The organism is Leifsonia stereocauli (assembly GCF_038432415.1).
In the GTDB taxonomy this organism is placed as follows: domain Bacteria; phylum Actinomycetota; class Actinomycetes; order Actinomycetales; family Microbacteriaceae; genus Orlajensenia; species Orlajensenia stereocauli.
This window is the reverse complement of the sequence record NZ_JBCAUN010000001.1, coordinates 1,567,309-1,584,230: the sequence shown is the minus strand read 5'-3', so window position 1 is coordinate 1,584,230 and position 16,922 is coordinate 1,567,309. Positions and strand designations below refer to the sequence as shown.

8 protein-coding genes are annotated in these 16,922 nt (G+C 70.0%); 7 read left to right on the top strand and 1 reads right to left on the bottom strand.

What is annotated here, in order from left to right; all coding sequences use genetic code 11:
• Positions 1–4: 4 nt before the first annotated feature.
• From AADV74_RS07665 to AADV74_RS07640, 6 genes are all read left to right on the top strand, one after another.
• Positions 5–5,893, top strand: coding sequence for an Ig-like domain-containing protein (locus AADV74_RS07665; protein ID WP_342112861.1), 5,889 nt, complete (start codon positions 5–7; stop codon positions 5,891–5,893).
• A gap of 20 nt (positions 5,894–5,913) precedes the next feature.
• On the top strand, positions 5,914–6,885 hold the full coding sequence (locus AADV74_RS07660; protein ID WP_342112860.1) for an AAA family ATPase: 972 nt from the start codon (positions 5,914–5,916) through the stop codon (positions 6,883–6,885).
• Positions 6,882–8,195, top strand: a complete 1,314-nt coding sequence (locus AADV74_RS07655; RefSeq protein WP_342112859.1) for a DUF58 domain-containing protein — start codon at positions 6,882–6,884, stop codon at positions 8,193–8,195. The genes AADV74_RS07660 and AADV74_RS07655 overlap by 4 nt, the downstream gene beginning before the upstream one ends.
• Before the next feature lie 107 nt (positions 8,196–8,302).
• On the top strand, positions 8,303–10,567 hold the full coding sequence (locus AADV74_RS07650) for a transglutaminase family protein (protein ID WP_342112858.1): 2,265 nt from the start codon (positions 8,303–8,305) through the stop codon (positions 10,565–10,567).
• Positions 10,564–11,226, top strand: coding sequence for an FHA domain-containing protein (locus AADV74_RS07645; RefSeq protein ID WP_342112857.1), 663 nt, complete (start codon positions 10,564–10,566; stop codon positions 11,224–11,226). Before AADV74_RS07650 ends, AADV74_RS07645 begins: the two co-directional genes overlap by 4 nt.
• 89 nt (positions 11,227–11,315) lie before the next feature.
• Positions 11,316–14,270 (top strand): FtsK/SpoIIIE domain-containing protein, encoded by a 2,955-nt coding sequence (locus tag AADV74_RS07640; RefSeq protein ID WP_342112856.1) that lies wholly within the window; start codon positions 11,316–11,318, stop codon positions 14,268–14,270.
• Positions 14,271–14,339: 69 nt separating this feature from the next.
• On the opposite strand, the gene ald is transcribed toward AADV74_RS07640, so the two are convergent.
• Entirely contained in the window at positions 14,340–15,455 is a 1,116-nt protein-coding gene (gene ald, locus AADV74_RS07635; RefSeq protein ID WP_342112855.1) for an alanine dehydrogenase, read from the bottom strand.
• A gap of 255 nt (positions 15,456–15,710) precedes the next feature.
• On the opposite strand from ald, the gene AADV74_RS07630 reads away from it, so the two are divergent.
• Positions 15,711–16,922, top strand: coding sequence for an ABC transporter substrate-binding protein (locus tag AADV74_RS07630; RefSeq protein ID WP_342112854.1), 1,212 nt, complete (start codon positions 15,711–15,713; stop codon positions 16,920–16,922).

Below are 16,922 nucleotides of genomic sequence, written 5' to 3'. Positions count from 1 at the left end.
CGGGGTGATCGCGGCGACCAGCGGGACCGTCGTCACGGCCCTCATCACGACGGTCGCGATCATGTCCGGCGGGTACTCCGCCCAGCGCATCGACCTGGGCGACGGGTCGGTCTGGGTCAGCAACAGCTCCGATGAGGTCGTCGGGCGGGCGAACACGCAGGTGTTCGAGCTCGACACCGTCATCGGAGCGGCCAACCCCGACATCGACGTCGTGCAATCGGGCACCACTGTGCTGGTCACCGATCGGCGCACCAGTTCCGTCGACATCATCGACCCGGCCACGAGCACGGTCGCCGAGACGGTCCCGCTTCCGCCGGCCGACGACTCCGAGGTGCGGATCGCCGGTGACGAGGTCGTGATCTCGGCCGGCGGTGAAGTCTGGACCGAGCCCATACGCGATCTCGACGACTTCGACGCGTCGTCCGAGCCCCAGCTCTCCCTCGGCCCCGGCACAGTGACGAGCGTCGACGACTCCGGTCGCATGACGGCGTTCACCCCGGCCACGGGAACGCTGTCCGTCGTCGACACGATCAGTGGCACCGTCGTGCAGTCCGAGCGGCTTGCGGGCATCGACGCCAAGGCAGACGTGGCCGTCACGAGTGTCGGCGGCGCGTGGGCGGTGCTCGACCGTTCGTCCCGGTCCATCGCCTTGGCGACGGGGACGATCGATCTGGCACCGTACATGGCCAGCGGCAGCGAGGCTCAGCTGCAGCAGGCGTCGAGCGCTGGAGCCTCCATCCTGCTCGCCCACAGGGGTGGCCTGCTGTCCATCCCGATCAGCAGCGGGAACCCGTCGGCGCTCGTCACCGACAGGGCCGGTGCGCCGAGCGTTCCGATCGTGGCTGGCGGATGCAGCTACGCGGCCTGGTCCGATGCCATCGCCTGGAGCGCCTGTGGCACGGCGACGGCGCGGACCCGAGAGCTGAGCGGCGCCTCCGGCGGACTCACCCCGCGATTCCGCGAGAACGCCGGCGTCGTCGTGCTCAACGACACGGCGTCAGGCGACACCTGGGCAGTGCAGGACGATTACAGGCTGATCGACAACTGGGACGAGCTGATCGACCAGACTCCGAAGCAGCAGACCACTGAGCAGGACGATCCCGAGGTCGAGCCGGAGTTCGAGAAGACCCAGCAGAAGCCCGTCGCAGAAGACGACGAGTTCGGAGCCAGGCCGGGAAGGTCGACCACCCTTCCGGTGCTGGCGAACGACTACGACCCCAACGGCGATGTGCTGGTCGTGAGCAAGATCACCCAGCCGTCGGATGACGCCGGACGAGTCGACGTCGTGAGCAGCGACCAGCAGGTGCTGCTCACCCTGCCGTCGACGGCATCCGGGACAGTCACGTTCGGGTACACGGTCGACGACGGCCGCGGTGGTCGGGCCGAGGCCTTGGTCACCGTGACAGTGCGCAGCGACGACGAGAACTCGCCACCGAGACAGCTTCACGACACCCGGGCCGCCGTGCCCGACAAGGGGCGCGTCTCGACCCAGGTGCTGACCGACTGGTTCGACCCGGACGGAGACGCCATCTTCCTGTCCGAGGCGATCGTCCCAGCAGCCGACCGCGTCGCGTTCAAACCCGACGGCACGGTCATCTTCACCGACCTCTCCGGAGGCACGCGCACGGTGCAGGTCGGCCTGGCCGTCTCCGATGGCCGGCAGACCGGGTCGGGCACCCTCGTCGTGAAGGTCATGCCGGCGGGTACCGTGCCGATCATCGCCGATCCGTTCGTGGCGGCCGGCCACGTCGGCGAGAGCCTGACCGTGCAGCCGCTTCCGCACGTCCACGGCGGGACGGGTACCGTGCGGATCGCCAGTGTGCCTGCCAAGCCCGGCGTCGAGATCGTGCCCGACTTCGATGCAGGCACCTTCCAGTTCACCTCGGACATCGCCGGGACGTTCTACATCGACTACGGGGTCACCGACGGGGTCGAGACGGCATCGGGCATCGTGCGCATCGATGTCACGCTCCGGCCAACGGATTCCCTCGTGCCCATCACGGTTCCGCACACGGCGTTCGTCAGGGCCCAGAGCGAGGCGACGATCGACGTCCTGGCGACCGACATCGATCCGGGAGGCGGTGTGCTCCTGCTCACCGGCGTCCTCGACCTCCCGCGCGAGAGCGGGATGCGGGTCGAGATCCTCGAGCAGCGGCTGTTGCGCATCACGCTGACACGCCCCCTCGAGAACGCGACCGCGTCGTTCGGCTACAGGGTGAGCAACGGCCTGGCCGACGCGGACGGCCGGGTGACGGTCATCGAGGTTCCGCAGCCGGAGCGCAGGCAGGTGCCGATCGCGAACCCCGACACGGCATCGGTGCGGGTCGGCGACGCCATCGACATCCCCGTGTTGGCCAACGACGAGCAGCCCGACGGTGATCCGCTGACCCTCGACGCCGAGATCCAGAAGCGACCGCGCGGGAGCGGCCTCGCCTTCGCGTCGGGGCAGACTCTGCGCTACCTCGCGCCGGAGACACCGGGCAACTACACGGTGGTCTACAGGGTGAACGCCCCCGACGGGCAGTTCGCGAACGGCGAGGTGACGATCTCGGTCCGCGAGATCGATCGCGCATCGAACCGGGCGCCGCTTCCGCGGGTCGTCACGGCGCGGGTGCTCGCCGGTGACACGGTCCGCATCACCGTCCCCCTGGTCGGCGTCGACCCTGACGGCGACTCCGTGCAGCTTCTGGGTGAGGACTCGAATCCGGAGAAGGGCGCCGTGACGGATGCCGGTGCCGACTGGCTGGAGTACTCGTCGGGGGAGTACAGCACCGGAACCGACACCTTCACATACTCCGTCATCGACTCCCTCGGATCCCGGGCGACGGGCACGGTACGCGTCGGCATCAGCGCCAGGCTCGACGGCTCGCGCAACCCCATCGCGGTTCCCGATGTCGTCGCGGCCAGGCCGGGATCGACGGTCCTCGTCCGGGTCCTCGCCAATGACTCCGATCCCGACGGCGGCGCCCTGGCGGTGACGGCGGTCGAGCCGAACTCGACGAATGCCGCAGCCACGGCGAGCATCGACGACGACGTCGTCGAGGTGAACGTTCCAGCCGATCCCGGCAACTACGGTTTCGTCTATTCGATCGAGAACCCGCGCGGGGGAACGAGCTCGACCTTCCTCACCGTGCAGGCGCGCACTGATGCCCCGCTGTCGCGTCCGATCGCGCGCGACACAGTGCTCACGCTCTCCGACGTGCTCGATCACGAGACCATCGACGTCGACGTGCTCGCGAACGTGTTCTTCGCCGACGGCCCGGCCACAGACCTCACGCTGCGGGTGCTGCCTGGCTTCGGCTCGTCAGCGGTGGTGACGAGGTCGGAGCGGGTGCGGGTCGAGGTCGGCACCAGGAGCCAGATCATCCCGTTCTCCGTCACGCACCCCGACGACCCGTCCATCACCGCCTACGCCTTCATCTGGGTCCCCGGCCACGGCGACGCCCTCCCGCAGCTCAAGCGCACGGCTCCGCGGATCCAGGTCGACAGTGGGGCATCCGTCACCATCGACATCGAGGACCACGTCGTGGCCGTCGACGGGCGCCAGGTGCGGTTGACCGACTCGGGAACGGTGCGGGCCACCCACGCCGACGGCTCCGACCTGGTCGTCGACGACGACACGATCCGGTTCCGCAGCGCCGAGAAGTACTTCGGGCCGGCTTCGGTCTCGTTCGAGGTGACGGATGCCGTCGCCGGCGATGAGGACAAGACGCGAGTCGCGACGATAGTGCTGCCGATCACGGTGGTGCCGAGGGAGAACCAGCCGCCCTCGTTCGCCGGCGGCACGATCGAGTTCGAGCCCGGACAATCCAAGACGATCCGACTGACCGGCCTCACGAGCTACCCCTACCCCGACGATGTCGACGAGCTGCGCTACTCGGTCGAGGACCCGGCACCCGTGGGCTTCGCCACCCCGTCCATCGACGGCGACGAGCTGACGCTGCGCGCCGACAGGAATGCCGACACCGGCAGCGAGACATCGGTGACCATCGCCGTCAGGGACGACGCGAACGACGGAAGCTCCGGTCGCATCGTGCTGCGCGTCGTTCCGTCCACCCTTCCCATCGCCGTTCCCGCGGCCGATACCGCCGTCGCTCCGCGCGGCACGACGACGACTGTAGACGTGCTGAAGAACGACGAGGCGACGAACCCCTTCCCCGACACCCCGCTCCGCGTTCTCAGGGTCTCCGGTCTCGATTCGTCGTCGCTGCCCGACGGGGTCTCGATCGTGCCGAGCGCTGACAAGTCCACCCTGCAGGTGAGCGTCGGAGCTGAGGCGGCCCCCGTCGACACGAACCTGCAGTACCAGATCGCCGACGCGACGAACGATCCGTCGCGCTACGCGTGGGGAACCATCCGCATCTCCGTGCAGGACAGGCCTGACCCCGTCACGGGCCTCTCCGTGACGAGCTTCGGCGACGGAGTGCTCACGACGACGTTCGCCGCGGCCGGGTTCAACAACTCGCCGATCAGCGGTTACGACGTGTCGCTGTTGAGCGCCGCCACAGGCGACGTCGTGTCGTCGACGGCGTGCGCGGCAACGACCTGCACGCTGGCGACACCGGGCAACGGCGTGGCGAACGCCGTACGGGTGCGGGTGACGGCCCGGAACGGCATCGGCTCCTCCGATGCCGCCGAGACATCGACAGCCGCCTGGTCCGACGTCGTCCCGCCGGCACCGACTGGCCTGACGGCCGCGCCGCTCGACGGCGGCCTGCGCATCGGCTGGGATGCCGTCGGAGTTCCCGGCGGCGGCACGGCTGTCGGCAGCTACGTCGTCGCCGTGGGCGGAGTGGAACTCGGCGAGCTCGCCGCCGCCGACATCTGCTCGGCCGGGCGCTGCAGCATCGACCAGGGCGGTCTCTCCAACGGCAGCACAGTCGCGTTCACGGTGAGTGCTCGCAACGGCGCCTATCCGGCACTGTCGAGCTGGACCAGCGCATCGGGTGCCGGTGTGCCGTTCGGCGCCCCGATGGCGGTATCCGTCGACGTGGTGTCCGACGCGGGGTCGGGCGCCGTCACAGTGATCTGGGCGCCTTTCGCCGCGAACGGAGACGCGATCCAGGGCTACTACGTGCAGCGCCTCGCCGACACGGCGCCGGGCGCAGCCCTGCCCGACGTTCCGACAGGCGCTTCGGGCTGCTCGGTCAGTTCCCCGGCGCCGGGCACAGTGTCTCCGCCGCGCGGGACAGTCCAGTCCCTGCCGGCCGATGCCGGTTCTGCGCGCTTCGAGAGCCTGACGGCCGACGACACGAGCTACAACTTCGTGGTGTGGGGCTACAACAGGGCCGGCTGCGCAGCCACCGTCGTCGACGGCTCGGTGGTGCGTCCTGGGCCCGGTGCCATCACCGCGATCGATGCCTCGGTCGAGGAATTCGCCTATTCTCAGGATCTGGTCGTGGGAGGGGTGAGCGCCGGGGCGAGCACCAGCGCGTTCCAGATGCGTTTGGTCGATGCCGCGGGTGAACCGACGACGGGTGCTCAGGACTTCTCCGGAACCGGCATCCCGCGCAGGCAGTTCGGACTCTCATTCGGTGAGACGATCCGCTTCCAGGTGCGCGGCTGCACGTCGTGGGGGAGCTGCGGGCCCTGGTCCGGCGTCGCCCCGACCGATCCCCAGCCCTCGCTGACGTGGGAACTGCCGAGCCGGGCGTACACGCCGTCCGACCCCGACAACGGGGTGACGAACTCGACCTGGTCGTGGACGAACGATCCGGCGAACGGCTCGGGCCACCCGGCGAGCTACCGCTGCTACGTCGATGGAAGCGAACCGCAGATCTCGGTCGGCGTGGACCCGGGCGGGACCAGCTGCGCCATTCCCGGCCTCCCGCCCGCCGCCCCCGTAAGGTTGGAGATCACCATCGACGGCCTGACCAGGACGTATTCCCAGTGACGACGGAGCGAGGACCTGCTGTGACGATGACCCCGGATGCCGCGGCCGCATTCGCCGAGACCTTCGGCCGTCTGGTCGCCGGCGTCGAGCAGGTGCTGCTGGGCAAGACCCACGTCATCAGGCTGGCGTTCACGGCGCTGTTCAGCGAGGGCCACCTGCTGCTGGAAGACGTGCCCGGCACCGGCAAGACCTCGCTCGCGAGGGCGATGGCGCAGAGCGTCGACGGCACGAGTTCGCGGGTGCAGTTCACCCCCGACCTGCTCCCCGGTGACATCACCGGTGTCAGCGTCTACGACCAACGGTCGGGCGCCTTCGAGTTCCACCGTGGCCCCGTCTTCGCCAACGTCGTGCTGGCCGATGAGATCAACCGGGCCAGCCCGAAGACCCAGTCGGCTCTCCTCGAGGTGATGGAGGAGGGCCAGATCACCATCGACGGCATCACTCACGTCCTCGACCAGCCATTCATGGTCATCGCGACGCAGAACCCGGTCGAGCAGGCTGGAACCTATCGACTGCCTGAGGCGCAGCTCGATCGCTTCATCATGCGCGCCTCGATCGGCTACCCGGACCACGCGTCGACGCTCCGCATCCTCGAGGGTGCGGACCATCGGGCGCACGACGTCGTCGTGCCGCCCGTCGTGTCCGCGGCGACGATCATCGAGATGGCGTCGGCCGTGCGCTCGGTCCATGTCGATCCGAGCATCAACGACTACATCTCGCGGATCGCCCAGGCGACCAGGCACGCCCAGGAGGTGCGCCTCGGCGTGAGCGTGCGCGGTGCCCTCGCCCTCCTGAGGAGTGCGAAGACCCTCGCCGCCGCGAACGGCAGGCACTACGTGGTTCCCGATGACGTGAAGTCCCTCGCCGAGTCGGTTCTCGCCCACCGCCTCATCCTCGACCCCGAGGCCGAGTTCGACGGTGTGAGCGCCTCGAACGTGATCTCCCAGCTGCTCATCGAGACCCCGCCGCCGAGCGACAGGCTCGCCGTGTGAGCCCGTCCGCCGAGCCGCGGGGGACTGCACCACGGGAGGGCAGGCTCGCCGAGGCGATCACGTCCGTCGTCGCAGCACTGGCCGCGCTGCGACGCGGAGTCTCCGCATCATGGCATGCTCTCGTCTCGACGATGACCGTCTTCGGCTGGAGCGTCGTGATCGCCGTCATCGTCGGATTCATCGGCGGATACCTGCTCGGCTGGGCCGAGTTCGTCGCGCTGGCCTGGGCCGGGACCGTGCTGCTCGCCCTCTCGGCGCTCTACCTCGTGGGGCGCAACTCCTTCCGCATCGGGCTGGCCCTGCCGCTCCGGCGGGTCGTCGTCGGAGAGAAGGCACCCGGTGAGGTCATGGTGTTCAACCCGACCCGCAGGCATCTCGCCGGAGTCGGGGTCGAGGTTCCGATCGGCGACGGGCTGGCCGAGTTCCACATCCCCGGGATCCCGCGAGGATCCGAGGCCAGCGAGGTCTTCCTGGTGGCGGCTGAGCGCCGGGGGGTCATCCCCGTCGGGCCCGTGCGCACCATCCGCGGTGATCCGCTCGGCCTGTTCCGGCGGGAGCTCACCTGGGCCGAGCGGACGGAGTTGTACGTGCATCCGCGCACCATCGCCATCCCGGCCATCTCGACCGGGTTCGTGAGGGACCTCGAGGGTGCCGCGACGCGCACCATCACCTCGAGCGACGTCTCCTTCCACGCCTTGCGTGAATACACGCCAGGAGACGACAGGCGCTTCATCCACTGGCGCAGTTCGGCGAAGACGGGCGTCTACATGGTGCGCCAGTTCGAGGAGACCCGGCGCAGCCACATCATGGTGGTCCTCGGCCTCGCCGAATCCGACTACGCCGACGATGAGGAGTTCGAGCTGGCGGTGAGCGCGGCCGGTTCCCTCGGGGTGCACGCCATCCGCGACGCGCGCTCGGTCTCGGTCATCGCCAGCGGAAACAGGGCCACAGCATCCAGACAGTTCGACCCCGCCTCCAGGGCGCTACGCACGTCGAGCCGCATCCGCCTGCTCGACGACCTGACGGTCGTGCAGCGATCCCCGAGCGCGACGAATATCGTCGCGCTCACCCGGGTGGCCGGCGAGAGGGCTGCCGACGCGTCGGTCGCCTTCCTCATCACGGGGTCGGCGACCACTGTCGCCCAGCTGAGGCAGGCCGCAGCCGGACTGCCGTCCGGCGTCGACGTCATCGCCGTCATCTGCGAACCCGGTGCTCTGCCTGCGATGCGCCGGGTCGCCGAACTGACCGTGCTGAGCATCGGATACCTCGACGACCTGCAGAAGTCCCTCGCCAGGGCGGCGGTGCTGTGATGGCGGCATCCGGAGGGCCTCGTCCTTCGGCCGCAAGGCCTCGTCCTTCGGCCGCAGGGTCTCGCCCTTCGGCCGCGGGGTCTCGTCCTCCTCTCAGGCTCATCCTGGTGAACGCGCTCATGCTGCTCGCCGCCACGGGTGTGGCGATGGCGACGCTGTGGCCCGTCTATCAGAGCGCGGCCTTCATCGTCGCGGTCGCGGTCTCGGCCCTGGTCGGCTGCCTCGTCGGAACCCTCGGTGCGGTCCTGCGGTGGTCGTCTCTCGTCGTCCTTCTCGTCGCAGCCGCCGCCTTCCTCGTGATCGGCGTGCCCCTGGGCGTTCCCTCCCAGGCACTCTTCTGGGTGCTGCCGTCGTGGCAGGGACTGATCGACCTGCTCGCCGGTACAGCTCTCAGCTGGAAGCAGCTGCTCACGATCGTGACGCCAGTCGGCTCCTACCAGGCGCTGCTCGTGCCCGTCGTGGTGCTCGTGTTGGCGACCACGACCGTCGGCATGTCCGTGGCTCTGCGAGCCCGACGCGGAGAGTTCGCCGTCCTCGCACCTCTCGGACTCTTCGTCCTGGCGATCGTGCTCGGTCCGACCACGGCACTCGCACCGGTGGAGACGGCCCTCCTCCTCGGCATCGTTCTGGTGTTCTGGGCGGCGTGGGTGCACCGCCGCCGCCGCGCCGAGGCCATCGCGCGGGTGACCCAGGGCGGATCGGGCGTGCGGGAGAGCGCCGCCCGCCGGCGGATCGCTGTGACCCGCACGGTGTTGAGCTCTGCAGTGATCGTGGCCGTGGCCGTCGCCGGTGGCACTCTCGCCGCTGTCGCCTACCCGGCTGCCGCCGCGCGGGAGGTGCCGCGCCGTCACACCGAGCAGCCCTTCGACCCTCGCGACTACCCGAGTCCGCTCGCCGCGTTCAGGAGCTTCCTCGAGGCGGATGCAGCCTCCAGCACGATGCTCACGGTCTCGGGGCTGCCGGCCGGCGGCCTCATCCGCATCGCCGCCCTCGACAGCTACGACGGGATCGTCTACTCGGTGGGCAGCGACACCGTGGCCAGCGCCTCAGGCTCCTTCACCAGGCTGCCGTACCGCATCGACCAGAGCGCTGTGGAGGGGGATCCCGTCTCGATCGACGTGACCGTCGGCGCCTACAACGAGGTCTGGGTCCCGGGAGTCGGCAAGCTCGAGAGCATCAGGTTCACCTCGGACCGGGCGGGCAGGCTCACCGACTCGTTCTACTACAACGACAACGCCGCGACCGGAGCGGTGCTCGGCGGTCTCGACGACGGCGATGAGTACAGGGCGGATGCCGTGGTGCCCCCAGCTCCGGCGGACGTCACGACGCTTCTGCCCGGCACTGCAGTGCTCCCTCAGCTCCCGGCCGACATCGAGGGTATCGCGCCCCTGCTCTCGGACTGGGTCGACGAGACCGCCAACCAGGGCACGCAGCTCGCGCAGATGCTCGAGGGCATCCGTCGCGACGGCTACGTGAGCCACGGACTGGAGGGCGAGCCGCCGAGCCGCTCCGGTCACTCGGCCGACAGGCTCACGCAGCTGGCCACCGAGATTCCGATGCTGGGCGACGGTGAGCAGTATGCGGCAGCCGCGGCCGTGATGGCACGGATGATCGGCTTTCCCGCCAGGGCCGTGATCGGCTTCGCCCCCAACATCACGTCCACGACGGGCTCCGTCGCCGTCACCGGTGACGACATCGCCGCGTGGATCGAGGTGCAGGACTCGACGGGTTCGTGGGTGAGTCTCGACCCCAATCCGGAGCCCCGGGAGGTGCCGCCCAAGCAGGAGGACGAGCCGATTCCGGTATCGCGCCCGCAGGTCGTGCTGCCGCCGCCGCTCGAACAGCCCCAGGTGTCCGAGCCGGCACCCGATCCGCAGTCCGCCCCCACCGATGTCGACCCGACGGCCGATCCGACGCTCGCCCTGATTCTGCTGATCGGTCGGATCGCCGCGTGGATCGCTCTGGCGCTCGCCCTCCTGGTGAGTCCGTTCCTCGCCATCGTCGCCGCCAAGGTGCGTCGACGGTGGTACAGGCGACGCACGGGCGACCCCGTCGATCGGATCGCCGGCGGCTGGCGCGAGTTCAGCGATCTCGCCGTCGACCACGGCTTCGCTCTGTCTCCTGTGGCGACCAGGTCCGAGAACGCCGCCGTGGTGGGCGGCAGCAGGCCGCTGGTGCTCGCCGGTGTCGTCGACAGGGCCGTGTTCGCACCCGGGACCCCTCCGCCGGCCGACGCCGATCGCGTGTGGCACGAGGTCGACGAACTGCGCGGTACTCTCGACGCGGGACGTTCGCGCTGGCAGCGGCTGCGCGCGAAGATCTCACTCAGATCGTTCCGCTTGCCGGGTGAAGGACGGAGACAGCACCAGTGAACTGCCTGATCTGCGGTGCCGTCCTCCCGCCCGGCGCCATGTTCTGCGGTGACTGCGGCAGTTCGACGACGGCGACCCCGCGCAGTCGCACCCGGCCGGATCCCCGGCCCGGCGACACGACGATCATCGAGCCACTGCGGCCAGGCGGTGCCACGCCGGGTGCCGTCGTCGGCCCGCCCGTGGTCCCCGCCGCTCCTCCAGTGCCCGCTGCCGATTCCGCGTTCAGCCCCGGAGTCCCCACTTCTTCCGACGGTGCGGATGCCGGGAGTGCGGCATCCGTTCCGCAGACCTCACCCACGGGTGCTCACGAACCGGAGTCCGTCGACCCGGCCCCTGCGACCTTCGTGCTCGTCTTCAGCACGGGGGAGCAGTGGGCCGTCTCCGGAACTGGCCTCATCGGTCGACGCCCGCTGCCGCAACCGACGGAGTACCACGACGAGATCATCGCCGTCGCCGATCGCGGACTGTCGGTCTCGAAGACCCACTTGGAGTTCGGCCAGCACGACGGCGAGCTCTGGGTCAGCGACAGGTTCTCGGGCAACGGCACGATCATCCGACGCCCTCGAGAGGCGCCGATGCGCTGCGATCCCGGGCGACGCTACCTCGTTCCGCGAGGTTCTCGCGTCGACATCGGCGAGCAGCACTTCACTGTGGCGTAGCGTCCTCCCCGCACGCCTCTGGCGATCCGCCGATGCACTGATGGAGCCCGCCCCATCCTGCGGCGGTGCCGGGGTGATTCCATCACCGGGTGACCGATCTGCCCCCGTCCGACATCCTGCGGCTGCCACCCCGCCCGACCGAGCGAGAACGGGCCCCGTTCCCCCTGCTCGCGAGCATCGCCCCCGTCGTCGTCGCCCTGGCGCTCTGGGGCATCACCCGATCGCCGTTCGCGCTGCTGTTCGCCGTGCTCGGGCCCGTCATCGCCCTCGCGAGTCTCGCGGATGCCTCACGCTCGACGCGGAGATCGTCTCGACGGGCGCTGGCCGAGCACAGCGCCGCCATCGGCGAGCTGACCGACCGGATCGCGCGGCGCCAACGGAACATCCGTCGCGCGGCCTGGCACCGTCATCCGAGCGCCTCCGACGCCTTCTTCGCCGCTGACGACGATGCTCGCCGGTGGCGCTCCGCCGAGCCGGGTTCCGTGGTGCTCGGCAGCGGCACTGTGCCCAGCCCCGACGCGATCGCCTGGGACGAGACGAGCACACTGCCCGATGATGCGCGTGACGCCGGACTCCACGGCGCACCGGGAGCCCTCGGCGCCTCCGGCCGGCGACGGGACTCGAAGGGCTCCAGAGCCTCGGTGAGTCGCGAGCGCGCGGCCGCGGTGGCGGCATCGCGATCCATCGATGACATGCCGGTCGCCGTCGACATCGGTGGCGGCATCGGCGTCGTCGGAGCGGAGCCGCTGGTGCGTGCAGTGCTCCGCGGCCTCCTGCTCCAGGCCGTCGATGCCGTTCCGCCGAGCGGGATGGGCGTCTCGACGCCGGCGACGCCCGAGTGGGAGTGGACGGCCGAGCTCCCGCACTCGCTCGCCGGCAAGGCGGTCGCCAGAGCGGCGGCCGGGGCGCCTCTGCTCGTCGTGGTGCAGTCATCGGATGCCGGAGCGGGGCGGGGCGTTCATCACTCCAGCGACGACGGCCCGTTCGGGAGATCGCGGTCCGTCATGCTCGCCGGAGCTCCGCGCGTCGCCCTCCTGCCCCCGGGATGCGCCGTCATCCTCGTCGTGCGCAGCGCCGTCGACGCCGAAGTCGTGCGGTCGCCCACCGAACGCACTGTGCGGCTGGTGCCCGAACTCGTCGGGGCGGAGCATGCCGGCGCACACGCGCGGCTGCTCGGGCTGACCGCCCGGCGTTCGGCACCGACGGCGCTGCCGGCGATGGAACGGTTCGTGGCTCCCGAGCATCCGACGGGCCCCGGGCTCGCCGGCGTGATCGGCCCGGGCACGACGGGCCCGATGGTGCTCGACCTCGTCGCCGACGGCCCGCACGCCGTCGTCGGAGGAACCACGGGCAGCGGCAAGAGCGAACTGCTGGTGACCTGGATCGCCTCCATGGCCGCGGGACGGGTCGCCGCAGAATTCACCTTCCTGCTCGTCGACTTCAAGGGCGGAGCGACGGGAACCATCCTCGGTGGACTGCCGCACTGTGTCGGGGTCGTGACCGACCTCGACGCTCCGCTCGCCCGACGGGTGCTCGATGGTCTTCTCGCCGAGATGCGCCGCAGGGAGGCCGTGCTCGCCGACGCGAGGGTGGCCGCCATCGACCAACTCCCGCCAGACCGCTCTCTCCCGCGGCTCGTCGTCGTCGTCGACGAGCTCGCCGCGCTGCTCGGCGCCGAACCGGGGATGCACGCGCTGTTCAGCGACATCGCCGCCCGCGGACGCTCGCTCGGACTGCACCTCATCCTGTGCACCCAGCGACCGGCCGGCGTCGTGCGGGAGTCGTTGCTGGCGAACTGCGCGCTGCGCATCAGCCTGCGTGTCATCGACGGTGCCGACAGCGCAGCGCTGATCGGATCGCCCGCCGCGGCACTGATCCCCGTCGCCCTGCCGGGTCGGTGCCTCATCGCGCGCCATGGGCGCCTCGACGAAGCGCAGGTCGCGACGACGACGCGAGGCGACCTCGCCCTCATCGCGCGCCGATCGGCACGCCAGGGCTCGACCGAGCCGCAGCGGCCGTGGCTGCCTCCCCTCCCGCCGGTGCTCCAGCGCGATCACCCGGCGTTCGCCGACGAGCTGGCACCCGGCACGGCAGCATCGCGCGGGGTCGTCATCGGCCTCCTCGACCGCCCGGCGCTCCAGGCCCAGCCCGTCGCCCGCTGGTCGGGGCCCGCCCTCCTGATTCAAGGAGGCGCGGGTTCAGGGCGCACGACATCACTCGCCCGGATCGCGGCCGAGTGCCCGGGGGTGCAGGTCGTCCCCGCCGACGTCGAGGGCACGTGGGACGCCCTCGACCGGGCGGAACGCGGAGAGCTGCGGATGCTGCTGCTCGACGACTGGGATGCGGTGTCCGGCCGTTGGCCGGCCGAGTACCGCCAGACGGCCTCGGACCGTCTCGCCGACCTGCTGCACGGCGGCACCGCCCGCATCGCCGTGACGGTCAGGCGTTCCGGCGTACTCGGATCCGTCGCCGGGTTGTTCGGCAGCACGATCGTGCTGCGCACCGACGACCGCAACGAGCACGTGCTCGCCGGCGCCCCCGCCGATCTCTGGGATCCGACCGCTCCTCCGGGGCGCGGCGTGTGGGAGGGAGCCCGGCTGCAGGTTCTGGCTCCGGATCCGAGGACGGAGACGCGGCCGTCACCGCTGGTGCTGACGCCGGCCGAGCCCCCTCTGCTCGCCGTCGGTCCCGGCCCGCTGCTGGCCGTGTCCTCCCGTCCCGAACGGTTCGCACGGCGACTCGCCGGAACAGTGTCGGATCGGGAGATCAGACAGCTCGAGGGCGCATCCCGCCCCGACATCGCGGTGTATTCGGCGGCCATGGGGCCGGTGCTGGTCGGGCGATCAGACGTGTGGCAATCGCAGCCCGCGTTGTTCGCGGCCCTGGCCGCCAGGGCGACCCTCGTGTTCGACGGCTGCAGCACGAGCGAGGTGAGGCAGCTCACGCGCGTGCGCGAGCTGCCACCTCCGCTTCGCGCCGGGGCGGGCCGCGTGTGGGTGCAGACACCGGAGGGCGGCATCCGTCGCGCCAGGATCGATGAGTGACCTCGCCGGCGGGGCCCGGCAGCGGAGACGAGGCCCCGGGCCCCGGCCCCCGGCCTGTGCTCGGGCGCCTCAGGCCAATGCGTCCGCCGGCGCCAGAGCCTCGCGGCCGTTCGCCGCGGCCACCCCGGCGTTGTAGACCTCGCCGGCGTGGATGTTGAGTCCGAGCGCCAACGCCGGGTCGGCGAGCAGGGCGGCCTTCCAGCCGGCGTTCGCCACGGCACGCACGTAGGGCAGCGTCGCGTTGGTGAGGGCGTAGGTGGAGGTGCGGGGCACGGCACCCGGCATGTTCGCGACGCAGTAGAACAGCGAACCGTGCACCGTGAAGGTGGGGTCGGCGTGGGTCGTCGGGCGCGAGTCGGCGAAGCATCCGCCCTGGTCGATGGCGATGTCGACGAGCACGCTGCCCGGGCGCATCCGGGACACCAGCTCGTTGCTGACCAGCTTGGGCGCCTTCGCCCCGGGGAGAAGCACCGATCCGATCACGAGGTCGGCTTCGACGACGGCCTTGTCGATCTCGAAGCTGTTCGAGGCGATGGTGCGGATGCGGCCGCCGTAGAGGGCGTCGAGCTCGCGCAGGCGGAACAGGTTCGTGTCGAGAACCGTGACCTCGGCTCCGAGGCCCATGGCGATCTGCAGGGCGTTGGTGCCGGCGACGCCACCACCGAGGATGGTGACGCGCGCCGGGGCGGTTCCGGGAACGCCGGGGACCAGCAGGCCCGGGCCGCCGTTCGGCTTCAGCATCGCGTTCGCGCCGACGATGGGGGCGAGTCGGCCGGCCACCTCGCTCATCGGGGCGAGCAGGGGGAGCTGACGGCCGGGCAGCTGAACGGTCTCGTAGGCGATCGCGGTGACGCCGCTGGAGATCAGCGCCTCGGTCAGCTCGGGCTCTGCGGCCAGGTGCAGGTACGTGAACAGCACGAGTCCGTCGCGGAAGTACTGGTACTCGCTCTCGATCGGCTCCTTCACCTTGAGCAGCAGCTCGGCGATGGCCCACGTGCTCGCAGCGTCGGGGAGGAGCTGGGCTCCGGCGGCACCGTACTCATCGTCCGTGACGGACGAGCCTGCGCCGGCACCGCTCTGGATGAACACCTCGTGGCCGTGCGCGACGAGGTCGTGCACACCGGCCGGGGTGATGGCGACCCTGAACTCGTTGTTCTTGATCTCTGTGGGGACTGCGACTCTCATACCGCTCCTTCGTTGACGGGACGCCCTTGTCCCGCCGATCAGCCTACCCAGCGACACGCGAGCACAACTATCGGAAACATGCTTTTAACGTCCCTGCAGGTGCTGATTTCGTACGGAATCCGCGCCGAATCCAACGATTTGATCACCAAACCGTGCTTACACGCGCGCAGTGTGCGAATATCGACCCACCCGCGAAGAATGCGGGCCGCGAGACCAGTACCACCAGTTCTGTGCCACCCGTGAAGGAGTCCGCCTGTGAAGCCCCGTGAGCTGCCCGCAGATCCGATGATCCGATCCCTCATCGCCCAGGCGAAGAGCTCGCAACTGAACCGGCGGGCACTGCTCTCCGGTGCCGGTGCCGGAGCGACCGCGCTGGCTCTCGCCGCGTGCTCGACCGGGGGATCCGCGAAGCCGACGGCGGCACCCGACGAATCCGCAACGGACAAGACGCTCAACTGGGCGAACTGGGCCGCGTACATCGATGAGGATGACGCGGGCAACTACCCGACGCTCGACGCCTTCACCGCTGAGACGGGCATCAAGGTCAACTACGACGTGGCCGTCGATGACAACAACTCCTACTACGGCAAGGTCAAGGACCAGCTCGCCCTCGGCCAGGACATCGGCGCCGACACGGTGTGCCTCACCGACTGGATGGTCGCCCGCTGGATCCGCTTCGGCTACACGCAGAAGCTCGACCAGGCCAACATCCCGAACATGAAGAACCTCACTCCAGCGCTCAAGGACGTCGACTTCGACAAGGGCCGCGAGATGAGCCTGCCCTGGCAGGGCGGCTTCGCCGGCATCTGCTGGAACAAGGAGAAGGTGCCGGGCGGACTGGCCTCGGTCGCCGACCTCTGGGACCCGTCACTGAAGGGCCGCGTCGGCGTGCTCTCCGAGATGCGCGACACCATGGGCCTCATCATGCTGGAGCAGGGCGTCGACATCAGCGGCGACTGGGGCGACGAGGAGTTCTCCGCCGCCATCGACGAGCTCAAGAAGCAGGTCTCCGACGGGCAGGTGCGCAACATCAAGGGCAACGCCTACCTTGAGGACCTCAAGAGCGAGGACACCCTGGCCGCCATCTGCTGGTCTGGTGACATCACCGTGATCAACGCCGAGGCCGGCGACAAGTGGGAGTTCGCCATCCCGACCGACGGCGGAACGCTGTGGAACGACAACTTCCTCATCCCCATCGGCTCGCCGCGCAAGGCCAACGCCGAGAAACTCATCAACTACTACTACGAGCCCGAGGTCGCGGCCGAGGTCGCCGCGTGGGTGAACTACATCACGCCCGTCGTCGGCGCGAAGGAGGCGGCAGCAGCCATCGATCCCGAACTCGCCGACAACCAGCTCATCTTCCCCGACGAGACGACGCTGTCCAAGGCCCACGTGTTCCGCACCCTCAGCGGCGCCGAGGAGCAGAAGTACCAGGCCGAGTTCCAGGCCATCCTGCTGGGCGCCTGA